The sequence below is a fragment of the Micromonospora sp. MGP-C2 genome (assembly GCF_057766525.1).
Genome location: NZ_JBYMEN010000002.1, coordinates 5,242,979 through 5,255,225, shown reverse-complemented (window position 1 = coordinate 5,255,225; position 12,247 = coordinate 5,242,979). Strand labels below are relative to the sequence as shown.

At 69.5% G+C, this 12,247-nt stretch carries 14 protein-coding genes; 3 read left to right on the top strand and 11 right to left on the bottom strand.

The window, feature by feature from the left end; genetic code table 11:
- The first annotated feature begins 17 nt into the window (after positions 1 to 17).
- A complete protein-coding gene (gene adh, locus AC3CF1_RS24245) occupies positions 18 to 1,523 on the top strand; it encodes an aldehyde dehydrogenase (protein ID WP_488451309.1) in 1,506 nt (501 codons plus the stop codon).
- A complete protein-coding gene (locus AC3CF1_RS24240) occupies positions 1,523 to 1,867 on the top strand; it encodes a DUF779 domain-containing protein (RefSeq protein ID WP_374223637.1) in 345 nt (114 codons plus the stop codon). The genes adh and AC3CF1_RS24240 overlap by 1 nt, the downstream gene beginning before the upstream one ends.
- 161 nt (positions 1,868 to 2,028) lie before the next feature.
- Here the strand turns inward: AC3CF1_RS24240 and AC3CF1_RS24235 are convergent, their stop codons facing one another.
- The 8 genes from AC3CF1_RS24235 to AC3CF1_RS24200 form a co-directional block, all read right to left on the bottom strand.
- A complete protein-coding gene (locus AC3CF1_RS24235; RefSeq protein WP_488452126.1) occupies positions 2,029 to 2,820 on the bottom strand; it encodes a G5 domain-containing protein in 792 nt (263 codons plus the stop codon).
- 257 nt (positions 2,821 to 3,077) lie between these two features.
- Entirely contained in the window at positions 3,078 to 3,887 is an 810-nt protein-coding gene (locus tag AC3CF1_RS24230) for an ABC transporter permease (protein WP_488451308.1), read from the bottom strand.
- Positions 3,884 to 4,792, bottom strand: a complete 909-nt coding sequence (locus AC3CF1_RS24225) for an ABC transporter permease (protein WP_088946299.1) — start codon at positions 4,790 to 4,792, stop codon at positions 3,884 to 3,886. The genes AC3CF1_RS24230 and AC3CF1_RS24225 overlap by 4 nt, the downstream gene beginning before the upstream one ends.
- Complete coding sequence (locus AC3CF1_RS24220) at positions 4,789 to 5,943, bottom strand: ABC transporter ATP-binding protein (RefSeq protein WP_488451307.1); 1,155 nt, start codon at positions 5,941 to 5,943, stop codon at positions 4,789 to 4,791. Before AC3CF1_RS24220 ends, AC3CF1_RS24225 begins: the two co-directional genes overlap by 4 nt.
- 5 nt (positions 5,944 to 5,948) lie before the next feature.
- A complete protein-coding gene (locus AC3CF1_RS24215) occupies positions 5,949 to 7,133 on the bottom strand; it encodes a polyamine ABC transporter substrate-binding protein (protein ID WP_354981403.1) in 1,185 nt (394 codons plus the stop codon).
- A gap of 231 nt (positions 7,134 to 7,364) precedes the next feature.
- Entirely contained in the window at positions 7,365 to 7,559 is a 195-nt protein-coding gene (locus tag AC3CF1_RS24210; protein WP_358195537.1) for a DUF397 domain-containing protein, read from the bottom strand.
- Positions 7,550 to 8,293 carry a Scr1 family TA system antitoxin-like transcriptional regulator gene (locus AC3CF1_RS24205; protein ID WP_488452125.1) on the bottom strand — a complete coding sequence of 248 codons (744 nt, stop codon included), beginning with the start codon at positions 8,291 to 8,293 and terminating at the stop codon, positions 7,550 to 7,552. The genes AC3CF1_RS24210 and AC3CF1_RS24205 overlap by 10 nt, the downstream gene beginning before the upstream one ends.
- 350 nt (positions 8,294 to 8,643) lie before the next feature.
- Positions 8,644 to 9,015 (bottom strand): DUF3499 domain-containing protein, encoded by a 372-nt coding sequence (locus tag AC3CF1_RS24200; RefSeq protein WP_088946295.1) that lies wholly within the window; start codon positions 9,013 to 9,015, stop codon positions 8,644 to 8,646.
- Between the two features lie 153 nt (positions 9,016 to 9,168).
- Here AC3CF1_RS24200 and AC3CF1_RS24195 point away from each other — a divergent pair, with 153 nt between their 5' ends.
- Positions 9,169 to 9,618 (top strand): metallopeptidase family protein, encoded by a 450-nt coding sequence (locus tag AC3CF1_RS24195; RefSeq protein WP_074316962.1) that lies wholly within the window; start codon positions 9,169 to 9,171, stop codon positions 9,616 to 9,618.
- 158 nt (positions 9,619 to 9,776) lie between these two features.
- On the opposite strand, the gene AC3CF1_RS24190 is transcribed toward AC3CF1_RS24195, so the two are convergent.
- The 3 genes from AC3CF1_RS24190 to AC3CF1_RS24180 all read right to left on the bottom strand — a co-directional run bounded on the left by AC3CF1_RS24190 (position 9,777) and on the right by AC3CF1_RS24180 (position 12,240).
- Complete coding sequence (locus AC3CF1_RS24190; protein ID WP_007455784.1) at positions 9,777 to 10,034, bottom strand: WhiB family transcriptional regulator; 258 nt, start codon at positions 10,032 to 10,034, stop codon at positions 9,777 to 9,779.
- 458 nt (positions 10,035 to 10,492) lie between these two features.
- On the bottom strand, positions 10,493 to 10,822 hold the full coding sequence (locus AC3CF1_RS24185) for a phospholipase (RefSeq protein ID WP_488451306.1): 330 nt from the start codon (positions 10,820 to 10,822) through the stop codon (positions 10,493 to 10,495).
- Between the two features lie 20 nt (positions 10,823 to 10,842).
- Positions 10,843 to 12,240, bottom strand: coding sequence for a DUF4331 domain-containing protein (locus AC3CF1_RS24180; RefSeq protein WP_396689504.1), 1,398 nt, complete (start codon positions 12,238 to 12,240; stop codon positions 10,843 to 10,845).
- Positions 12,241 to 12,247 lie beyond the last annotated feature (7 nt).

Here is a 12,247-nt window from a genome sequence, read left to right as displayed (position 1 = left end):
CGACGGCGGAGGTCACCATGACGCGCTACGACGCGCCCACCCACTGGCAGTCCCGTTACGACCACTACATCGGCGGCGAGTACGTCAAGCCGCACGGCGGCGCCTACTTCGAGAACCCCACCCCGGTCACCGGGCAGACCTTCACCGAGGTCGCCCGCGGCACCGCCCCCGACGTGGAGAGGGCCCTGGACGCCGCGCACGGCGCCGCCGACGCGTGGGGGCGCACCTCGGTGGGCGAACGGGCGTTGATCCTCAACCGGATCGCCGACCGCATGCAGGAGAACCTGGAGTCGCTGGCCATCGCCGAGAGCTGGGAGAACGGCAAACCGGTCCGGGAGACCCTCGCCGCCGACATCCCGCTCGCCATCGACCACTTCCGCTACTTCGCCGGGGCGATCCGGGCCCAGGAGGGCTCGCTCGGCGAGATCGACGACGACACCGTCGCGTACCACTTCCACGAGCCGCTCGGCGTGGTCGGGCAGATCATCCCGTGGAACTTCCCGATCCTGATGGCGACGTGGAAGCTGGCGCCCGCGCTGGCCGCCGGCAACGCCGTGGTGCTCAAGCCGGCCGAGCAGACCCCGGCGTCCATCCACTACTGGCTGTCGCTGGTGGCGGACCTGCTGCCGCCGGGCGTGCTCAACATCGTCAACGGCTTCGGCGTGGAGGCCGGTAAGCCGCTGGCCTCCTCGGCCAGGGTCGCGAAGGTGGCCTTCACCGGTGAGACCACCACCGGGCGGCTGATCATGCAGTACGCCAGTGAGAACATCAAACCGGTCACCCTGGAGCTGGGCGGTAAGAGCCCGAACATCTTCTTCGACGACGTCAGCGCCGCAAACGACGACTTCCTGGACAAGGCCCTGGAAGGCTTCACCATGTTCGCGCTCAACCAGGGTGAGGTCTGCACCTGCCCGTCCCGGGCGCTGATCCAGCAGAGCCACTACAGCGACTTCCTCGCGGCGGCGGTCTCTCGCACCGAGCAGATCGTGCAGGGGCACCCCCTGGACACCGACACGATGATCGGGGCGCAGGCCTCCAACGACCAGCTCGAAAAGATCCTGTCCTACCTGGACATCGGCCGCCAGGAGGGTGCTCGCGTGTTGACCGGCGGCTCCCGCGCAGACCTGGGCGGAGACCTGTCGGGCGGGTACTACGTTCAACCGACAATCTTCGAGGGCGACAACTCGATGCGGATCTTCCAGGAGGAGATCTTCGGCCCGGTGGTCTCGGTGACCTCCTTCGCCGACCTCGACGACGCCGTGAAGATCGCCAACGACACCCTGTACGGGTTGGGTGCCGGCGTCTGGACCCGGGACATGAACACGGCGTACCGGGCCGGGCGGGCCATCCAGGCCGGCCGGGTGTGGACGAACTGCTACCACGCGTACCCGGCGCATGCCGCGTTCGGCGGGTACAAGCAGTCCGGCATCGGCCGGGAGAACCACAAGATGATGCTGGAGCACTACCAGCAGACGAAGAACCTGCTGGTCAGTTACTCCACCAAGAAGCTCGGCTTCTTCTGATGCCGGTCGTCTCCGTCACCCCCGCCGCGGCCGAGCTGATCCGGTCGCTGCGGGGGCGACACGGCCCACTGATGTTCCACCAGTCCGGCGGCTGCTGCGACGGCAGCGCCCCGATGTGTTACCCGGCGGGCGAGTTCCGGACCGGCTCGTCCGACGTCCTGCTCGCCTCGCTGGCCGTCGACGGGGTGCCGGAACCGGTCGAGTTCTGGATGTCGAAATCCCAGTGGGAGCTGTGGAAACACACGACGCTGACCGTCGACGTGGTCCCGGGCAGAGGCAGCGGCTTCTCCCTGGAAGCACCCGACGGAGTCCGCTTCCTCATCCGCTCCCGCCTGGCCGCCTGACCCCTGACCTGAGCGCCGTTCCCGGGCGGGACGAGCTTCGGGGATAGCTCGCACTGGAGACCGTGATGCCTGTGAGGCATCAAGATGACTCACAGGCATCACGCTCCACACCGCGTCTCGGTCGCGCGAGATGACAATGCGTGATCGCAGGCCATGCAGGATCAGTCGCAGGCTGTGCCGTCGCCGTCTCGGTCCAGGTCGTAGATGTCGCTGCCGGTCACCCTGATGGGCCCGCGGACGAAGGCGGGGCCGTTACCGCTGCCGCCCGCGCAGTCGACGTCGCTAGCGATCGGGACGCAGCCGCTGTAGTTCGGGTCGCACTTCGACTGCGCCTTCTTGGTGCCGACGGCTACGACCTGCGTGACCGGCTGCTTCGTCACTGTGGACTTGACCAGCTTCCTGGCCGTGCGCACCCCGTCCGTGGTGGTCACCTCATACGTCAGGGTCCGTACGCCGTTCACGCCCTTGGTTCGGACGACGCGCTTGCCCTCGGCGAGGGTCGCGTCCTTGACGGTCCGCTCGGTGTAGCGCACGGCGGCTCGCTCCGTCTCGGTCGTCACCCGGACGACCGGCGTGGACGCAGCGCGAGACGGGGACACGGCATCGGCCGGGGTCGGCGGGGCCGGCACCGCGTCGCTGGGGTCCGGCGTGGCGGATGGGGCGGCGAGCGGCGACGCGGCCTGGGCGTCAGCACCCTCGGTCGGCTCGGCGGGCGCCGCCACGATGGGCTGCTGCGCCTCGGCGGCCGTGCCGGTCCTGGTCGGCTCCGGCTCGCCGGCCAGCGCGCTGATGATGGCGGTGCCGGTGCAGCAGAGCAGCAGGACCGACAGGGTCACCGAGCCGAGGATCACGGCGGCCCGGCGGGCGGGGCTGGCCCGGCGGAACCAGTTCGGTCGGGGCGCCGGACCGGACGACGGCGCGTACGGCGGGCCAGGATTCGGCGGTGGTTGCATCGTCACGGCGATGAGTGTCGTCGCAAACACTGCGCGCAATATCATCCGTCGCGTTGGTCACCTGCGCCGTTCGCCGCGCACCGGTGATCCATGGGCGCTTCCTCGGGCGACGAGACGACACCTGGGACAACCCTCCAGGTCTGTCGGCCGGGGCCGATCGTGCGGCTACATTTGCCAACAAACGTCGCAAATCCCCAGCCACCGTGCCGTCGCACGGTCGGTCACCGGCGGGCGGCAGTGGATGTGTCGAAATGCCGTCAGCGGGCGGGCTCGGAGGTGCGACGGGCCCGTCGACCGCGCAGCGAGCTGAGCCCGACCAGCAGCAGCGCGACCGCGAACATCGCGGTACCGATGACGTTGACCTGTGGTGGGATGCCCCGCTGGGCGGCGCCCCACACGTACATCGGGAACGTGACAGTGGTGCCGGCGTTGAAGTTCGTGACGATGAAGTCGTCGAAACTCAGCGAGAAGGCCAGCAGCGCGGCGGCCACGATGCCGGGCAGCACCAGCGGCAGGGTGATCCGCCGGAAGGTCTGCCACTCGCTGGCGTAGAGGTCCATGGCGGCCTCCTCCAACCGCCGGTCCATCCCGGCCAGCCGTGCCTTCACGGTGACCACCACGAACGACACACAGAACATGACGTGCGAGACCACGACGGTCCAGAAGCCCTGCGGCACCCCGGCGGACACGAAGAGGGCGAGCAGCGACGTGCCCATCACCAACTCCGGGGTGGCCATCGACACGAAGACCAGCACGTTGATCGCGGACCGGCCCCGGAAGCGGTGCCGCACCAGCGCGAACGCCATCAGGGTGCCGAGCACTGTCGCGACCACGGTGGCGAGGAAACCGATCTGCACGCTGCGGACCACCGCGTCGCACATGTCCGAGGTGGCGCACGGCCGACGCCAGTTGTCCACTGTGAACTCGTTGAAGTCGTACGACAGCCGGCTCGACGGGCGGTTGAACGACAGGGCGGCCACCACCAGGATCGGCAGCGCCAGGTAGCCGAGGACCAGCAGTGCCACGATCATCACCCAGCGGTCGGCCAGCCATCGCCAGAGTCTCACCGCACCGCCTCGGTGCCGGCCCTGCGCAGCCACCCGAAGACCATCGCGAGGATCGCCGCCATCAGCAGGACCGACAGCGCGGCACCCTGCGGGTAGTCCAGCCGGACCAGGAACGCCGAGTCGACGACGTTGCCGACCATGTACTCGTTCGGTGTGCCGAGCAGCTCCGCGTTGATGTAGTCCCCGCTGGCCGGGATGAAGAACAGCAGCGCGCCGGCGACCAGGCCGGGCATGGACAGCGGCAGGGTGACCCGGCGGAACGCCTGCACGGGGCTCGCGTACAGGTCGCCGGCCGCCTCCAGCAGCCGACGGTCCAACCGCTCCAGGCTCGCGTACAGCGGCAGCACCAGAAACGGCAGGAAGGTGTACGTCAGGCCGAGCACCACCGCGAACGGGGTGGCCAGCAGCCGACCGTCCGGGGCGAGCAGGTGCACGTCGCGCAGCAGGCCGACGAGCACCCCGTTGTCCGACAGGATCGTCTTCCACGCCAGCGTGCGGACCAGGAAGCTGGTGAACATCGGCGCGACCACGCACACCAGCAGCAGGTTCTTCCAACGACCGGCCTTCTGCGCGATCGCGTACGCCAGCGGGTAGCCCAGCAGCAGCGCCAGCAGCAACGCCAGCGCGGCGTAGCCGAACGAGCGCAGGAACTGCGGCCAGTACGCCTGCAACACGTCCGGGTAGTTGCCGACTGCCCAGGTCATCGCATACCCGGTGGAGAGCGAGCCGCCGGGGTCGTAGAGGCTGGCCGCGGCGAGCTGCCCCAGCGGCACACCAAAGAAGATCAACAGCCAGGCCACACCGGGCAACACCAGCAGGTACGGCAGGAGCCGGCGCCGCCCGGACCGGGCTGCCGGTGGCGCGGGCGGCGGCTGCCCCGGTCCGGTGGGAGCCAGCAGGGTCACGACGACGCGCCCACCGGCTGGTCCGGCACCACCGGGACCGGCAGTTCGGTGTCGGCGGCGTCCCGGGGCAGCAGGAACGCGTGCCGTGGATCCCAGCACGCCACGGCCGCACTGCCGACCGCGATCCGCGTCGACGTCCCCGTGTTGGCCGCGAACACCGACAACTCGCTGCCCGAGCCGGTGCGCAGCAGGTACTGCGTGCTGACCCCCAGATAGGAGGCGTCGGTGACCACACCGGTGACGTGCTGATGACCCACTGGCACCTGGTCGGCGGAGCCGACCAGGTGCAGCTTCTCCGGGCGTACCCCCAGGTGGACCGGGCCGTGGTCGGCCCGGGACCGGCCGGCGGGCACCGAGAAGCGCGCGCCGTGCGCCGTCACCACGACGTCGCCGCCGCTGGCACCGCCGGCCTCGCCGGCCAGCAGGTTGGACCGGCCCAGGAAGTTCGCGACGAACGCGGTGGCGGGAAACTCGTAGATGTCGGCGGGTGCGCCGAGTTGCTCGATCCGGCCGGCGTTCATCACCGCGACCGTGTCCGCCATGGTCATGGCCTCCTCCTGGTCGTGCGTGACGTGCACGAAGGTGATGCCGACCTCGGTCTGGATGCGCTTCAGCTCGATCTGCATCTGTCGGCGCAGCGTCAGGTCGAGGGCACCCAACGGCTCGTCGAGCAGCAGCACCTGCGGCCGGTTGACCAGCGCACGGATCAGCGCGACCCGTTGCTGCTGGCCGCCGGAGAGCTGTGCCGGGCGGCGGCTGCCGTAGCCGTCGAGCCGCACCAGCGACAGCATCCGGTTGACCTCGGCGTCGACCGGGCGGATGCCGCGTCGGCGCAGCCCGAACGCCACGTTCTCGAAGACGGTGAGGTGCGGGAAGAGCGCGTAGCTCTGGAAGACGGTGTTGACCGGTCGCTGGTGCGGACGCAGCCGGCCGATGTCCCGGTCACCGAGCAGCACCTGACCGCTGGTCGGCTCGTCCAGACCGGCGACCATCCGCAGGGTGGTGGTCTTGCCGCAGCCGGACGCGCCGAGCAACGCGAAGAACGAGCCCTGGGCGATCGTCAGGCTGAGGTCGTCGACCGCGGTGAGGGTGCCGAACCGTCTGGTCAGGTTGGCCAGGCGCAGATCGCCGGCGGGTGTTTCACGCGCCATCCTCGTCACGCCCCGATGACCTGCTGGAACTTGCCCTCGTACTCCTTCTCCTGCTTCTCGTCCAGGGCCATGAACAGCGTGGACTTCGACAGCAGGGCCTCGTCGGGGAAGATCAGCGGGTTGGCCGCCAGCTCGGGGTCGATCTTCTCCATCTCGGCCTGTGCGCCCTTGACCGGGCAGATGTAGTTGACGTACGCGGCGAGCCTCGCGGCGACCGCCGGCTCGTAGTAGTAGTTGATGAGCTGCTCGGCGTTCGCCTTGTGGGTGGCCTTGTTGGGCACCATCATGTTGTCGCTGTAGAGCATCACCCCGGAGTCGGGCGCGACGAACCTGATCTTCTCGTCCGCGCCGGAGAGCTGGACGACATCGCCGGACCAGCCGATGCAGGCGGCGATGTCGCCCTTGGCCAGGTCGGGTGCGTAGTCGTTGCCGGTGAACCTGCGGATCTGCCCGGAGTCGACGGCCTTCTTGAGCGTGCTGAGCGCGTCGTCGAACTGCGCGCTCGTGAAGTTGGCCGGGTCGTGCCCCGCCGCACCGAGCAGCAGGCCCATCGTGTCGCGCATCTCGCTGAGCGCGGTCACCCGGCCCTTGAGGTCGGGGCGGGTGAGCAGCTCGTCGACGGTCCGCAGCTCTTTGGTGACGTTGCCGTTGTACGCCAACCCGGCGAGGCCGGACTGCCACGGGATGGAGAGCCGGTTCTCGGTGTCGAAGGACCGGTCGAGCAGTGACGACAGCAGGTTGGCCCGCACGTTCGGGATGTTCGCCGGGTCGAGCTTCTGGATCCAGCCGAGCCGGCTCATCCGGGCCGCCATCCAGTCGCTCAGCACGATGATGTCCCGGTCGGTGCTCTGGCAGGCGGCGAGCTGGTGCTGCACCTTGCCGAAGAACTCGTTGTTGTCGTTGATGTCCTCGGTGTAGGTGACCGTGATGCCGGTCTTCCGGACGAACTCGTCAAGGCTGGGCCGCTTGGACTCGTCCTTCTCATCCACGTCCAGGTACTGCGGCCAGTTGGAGAAGACGAGCTTGCGCTCGGTGCCGGACAGGTCCTCGCTGACGCAGCCGGCATCGGTCTGCTGCGCGCCCTTGGTGCCGCAGCCGGCAAGGCCGCCGCCCAGGGCCAGCAGGGCAGCCGAACCGAGAGTGCCGCTGAGTAGTCCACGCCGGGAGAGGGGCCGGAGGGGAGTACGCATCACTTTTCCTCAGGGGTCGGCGCCGTGGACGACTGACACGATGACAAACAGGCAGCACCGGAAGAGCATCGGGGCCAATGCGTGACTGCCCGTGCAGGAGTCGGCCACGCTCAGCTTGATCCACTCGCGTTCCAGGAAGTCGGGGTGTCCCAGCGCCGCGACACCGCGTTTTCCAAGAAGCCGAGTGGATCAGCGGCTGGGGTCAGCGGTCGGGGATCAGCGGCCAGGGGGTCAGCGGTCGGACCGACGGACAACGTCGACGAAGGACGACCAGGCGGCCGGCGCGAAGGCCAGGGTGCCGCCGTCGCGGTCCTTGCTGTCGCGCACCAGCACCCGACCGGGCAGGTTGTCGGCCACCTCGACGCAGGCACCGCCGTTGTTGCTGCTGCGGGTCGCCGTGCGCCAGCGGGCGTCGGTCATGTCCATGTCGTGGCCACTTCCCTGATCAGCTCGATCGACCGGCGTTGGGGTAACGCCTCACCGGTGACGCTCTCCCACCTCCGACCCAGGCTAGCGATGTCGACGGGATCGGTCACGACCTGACCGCGGAGTTGGTTGTCGAGATACGCCAATTCCGTCCCGTCGGGCAGGCGGCCCAGCACGAAGGGACCCGCCAGGCCGGTGTGCCACGGGCTCTCGGCCGGGATGACCCGGACCTGCACGTGCTCCCACTCGGCGACCGCCGCCAGGTGGGTCAACTGCCCGGACATCACGGCACGGTCGCCGACCAGCCGGCGCAGCACCACCTCGTCGATCACCGTCACGAGCTGTGGCGGCGAATCGCGGCCGAGGACCGCCTGCCGTTCGAGGCGGCTCGCCACGATCAGATCCACCTCGGACGGTGGGAGCAGGCCACCGGTGCCCAGCACCGCGCGGGCGTACCCCTCGGTCTGGAGCAGGCCCGGCACGAGCAGCGGCTCGTACCACCGAATGCCGGTGGCGTCCTGTTCAAGCTCGGCCCACGGTCGAAACCACGGCAGGTCACGGCGGCGGAACGGCTCCGGCCAGAGGTCGGCCGCGTTCCGACGCAGCACCTGGGCCACCGCGACCCGGGTACGCGAGTGCGGAATGCGCCCTGCGGCAAGCCACCGCGCGGCCGTCTTGGGGTCGACGCGAACCTTCTCCGCCAGCGATTCGACAGTCTCCCCCGCCTCGGCCATCGCCACCCGCAACGCCTCGTTCGCCACCGGACCCTCCTGCCCGCCAGGCGTACACGGTGACTTGGCTTGGTGCACGCTGCGGCGCATGCTAACCACGCTGAGTGCCGATGTCTGCGGCCTACCGGCGTGTGGCGGTCGGACGTGTTGGAACGCTTCCCCGGCGCCCCCGAACGCCCCCAAGGCGTCCCGCAAGGTCCCACCCCACCCCGCGCCCCACGCCCCCACCCACCCCACCCCGCCCGCACTGGTTGATCAAGAGGTTTCGGTCACCAAACGGCGCGTTTTTGACGCAAACCTCTTGATCAACGAGGGTGGCGGGGCCGGGCGGGCGGCCGGGCGGAGCCCGGCAGTTAGTGGTTGGGCGGGATTACGCGGAGGTGGCCTCGCCGGCCGGTCTGGTTCGGGTTCTCGTGGTGCTGGCCCGGGTCCGGGGGGCGAGGGGCGGGGGCCGGGCGGGCGGCTTCGCGGACCGCCTCGGCCAGCGCCACCAGATCGTCAGTGGTGGGCGGCGGCGGCTCGAACTCACCCTCGTGCCGGACCACGTCCCAGCCACGCGGTGCGGTCAGGCTGCGGGCGTGCGGCTCACACAGGTCGTACGTGTGCGGCTCGGCGAACGCCGCCAGCGGCCCCACCACCGCTGTCGACTCGTTGTAGACATAGGTCAATGTGGCGACCGCTTGCCGGGGGCAGCCGTTACGGGAGCAGCGCCGTGGTGACCTCACAGGCGGCAGGGTATCTCCATTACCGGGTCCGGCGCATCGCTTCGCGTTGCGACACGCCCGTCGTGGTGATCACAGTTGCCCGTCCTGGGCGCGCCGCGCCAGGCGAGCGGCGCTGCCGCTGGCGAGCCCGGCGCGGGCGCTACCCTTTGCCTCATGACGAGCCCGGAACACCGCCGCCCCGGCTCCGGCCGGCGTGCGCACCGTGACCGGCACGGGCGCGGCCTGCGCGGGCGGCTGGTGCCGGCCACCGTGCCGCTGGCGCGGACCAAGGCCGAGGTCTTCGACGACCTGGTCCTGGACACCGTGGAGACGCTGGAGCGTCGGTTCGCCAAGGAGCTGGCCGGGGTCGAGTTCGCCGTCGAGGACGTCCCGCCGGACCTGAACGTGTACGACTCCGATGTGCTGGAGGACGGCGAGGTCCCGCTGGCCCGGCTGCTGCCCGGCCGCCCGGGCCGGCAGGAGGTGCCGCCGCGGATCGTGCTGTACCGGCGGCCCCTGGAGTTCCGGGCGATGGACCGTGAGGACCTCGCCGATCTCGTGCATGACGTGATCATCGAGCAGGTGGCGAACCTTCTCGGGGTCGACCCCGACGAGCTGGCCTGAGCGGTCCCCCCGCGAGTCAGGCCGAGCGCTCCCCGCGAGTCAGGCCAAGGGGCTCCCCGCGAGTCAGGCCGAGCGCGCCCCCGCGCGCCGGACCGTGACCCGATCAGGCAACCTGCCGGGCGAGTCGGGCGGCCCCCACCGCCCCGACCTCGCACCGCTCAGGCGGCCCGCCGCTTCAACTTGCGCCGCTCCCGCTCGGAGAGCCCACCCCAGATGCCGAACCGCTCGTCGTGACCGAGAGCGTATTCAAGGCATTCCGTCTTGACCTCGCAGCGCGAACAGATCCTCTTCGCCTCGCGGGTCGAGCCGCCCTTCTCGGGAAAGAACGCCTCGGGGTCGGTCTGCGAGCACAGCGCTCGCTCCTGCCACTCCGGCGCGTTTCCGAGCAGGTCGGCCACCTCAAGCTGGCCGTCCATCAAATGCCTCCTTGTCGCGCACCGGCGTCATCGCCGCTGCAACCCCCCACGCGAAAGGCGTGCTTGTCCGTCCGGTCCCGTTTTGTTGCGTTCCGTGCGAACAACCCCATTCAAATTACACGCGTGTAATGCGTGCGCCGTCAAGCCAAACTTGATAATGGAGTCGCCCTCCCGACACCCCCGGACGGCCACTCGGGCCGTCCAGCCTCGCAACCTGCCCTATCGATTCAGACCCCGGCCGAGTAACGCCCTCTCCGGCGAGTTGCCCGACTTTTCTGCCGTGGCGCTTCCCTGACGAGTCACCGCCAGGACGGCGCCAGCCGCCATCACCGCCAAGCTGATCTTGGTGGGGGACAGGTTAACGCGACACGGCGCAGACTGCCCGTCGAGCTGCGGGCAGCACATGCGCCCCGTCCACGATGTGGACGGGGCGCTGTGGAAAAACCGGTGCGGCGAGGTCAGCTGGCGACCCCGAAACCGCTGCTGGGCCACATGAACTCGGTTATCCCTCCACCATGGACAGAAACCGTGCCGGCGGACGTCTTGTCGTCCCACCAGACGGTATAAATTCCGGACGGCAGATCGGGATAGACCGCTGTGTGGAACGAGCCGTCCCGCACCCGGCGCTCACGCACCGCCGAGTGGACCCGCCGCTCACCCTCGCGGCTGATCTCGATCTCCCGACCGTGCAGATCCGGGCTCGTGTAGACGATCAGGGCACCGGTGTCGCCACCCAGATCGAGGACGACGCTCCCGGTCTCCGACGGCCCGTACGCGTGCTCGTGCATGCTCCGCTCCCCCACGCCGGTCAGGACGCCGCCGCCGACGGGTTGTTGAACCCGTCGTACGGCGTACCGAGGTAGGGGAAGTTTCCGAGGAACGGCGCTGTCACGTCGGCGGCGCTCAGCCCCGGGGTGACAGCGGCGGCCGCCGCGTCCGGGCGGAACGTCCTGTCCACCAGCGGGACGGTCACCCCGGCGATCGCCCGCAACGCGATGCTCACCACGTCGTCGCCGACACGCCGACCGTTCGGGAAGCCGGCCAGGTCGCCACCGAGCACCCCGAACCGGTCCGGCTGCCGGGTCGGCGGGATCGCGGTGTTCAGCCGCAGCATGTCGGCCTGCACGTCGCCGGTGGTGTTGGTGAAGCCGTCGATCAACCCGGCCGGTATGCCGGTGAGCAGGATCGCCACCAGGTCGGCGCGCGCCTTCCTGGCCTTGGTGAGCTTGTCCAGGTTGGGGAAGACGTCCGGGTAGAGCGCCGGCAGCAACGCCGCCAGCTCCGGCTGCTCGACGAACTGAGCGAACCGCTTGTCCTCCGACGGCGGCAGCGAGTTCCACAGGTCCTTCTTGGACATCGGCACGATGACCTCGTTGAACAGTGGATTGCCCAACCGGGAGACCTGGGTGAACGGGCCGGTGGCGGTGTCCGCAGCGCCCCGGTCGCCGAGCACCCGCACCTGCCGGCGCGACGCCGACGTCCACACCCCGATCACCGAGGCCCGGTCACCCGCGCCGTAACGGTTGGCACTCCGGCGGACCCGGTCCAACGGCACCTGCACGGCGATGCTGTGCACGTTCATCCGGTCGGTGGCGTTGACCGGCTCCCCCTCGGCCTTGAAGATCTTCTTGCCGGCGACGTGCAGCTGCTGGAACGGCCGCAACGTGCCCAGGTCGAAGATCGCCCCCAGGTCGACGAAGAAGCCGTCCGCACGCTGCCCGGCGAAGACCCGCTCCCCGGTGGAGAGCGAGTAGGTGGCCTGCCGCACCAGCTCGGCGTACTTCGGGGTGGACAGCGGGCCGACATTGCACGGCGGGCAGGGCAGCTTGTGGGCCAGCCGGTGCTCCCGGCCGTCGGCCACCCGGGTCAGGCTGTAGAACTGCCGCCGGTTCCAGTTCCTGCTGTCCAGCGAATCGATCGGACCGGTGTTGTAGAGAAAACTGTTCGGATTGGTGATCTCGGTGGTGAATTCGAACCGGTAGGTGACATCCGGACGGCCGTCGCCGTCGTTGTCGATATGGATCTCATAGCGCACGTCGTCGCCGAACTCGAAGAAGTTCGGGCCCCCGGAGGGGAGCTGCAACGGTACGTAGTTGGCGATCAACGTGACCGTGTCGCGCTTGTCGGGGCTGACGAACGCGTACAGGTCGGAGCTGTCGGCGACCGGATCCTTGGCTATCTCCGGGGCCTCGCGGTGGGAAGACATGGCGGAC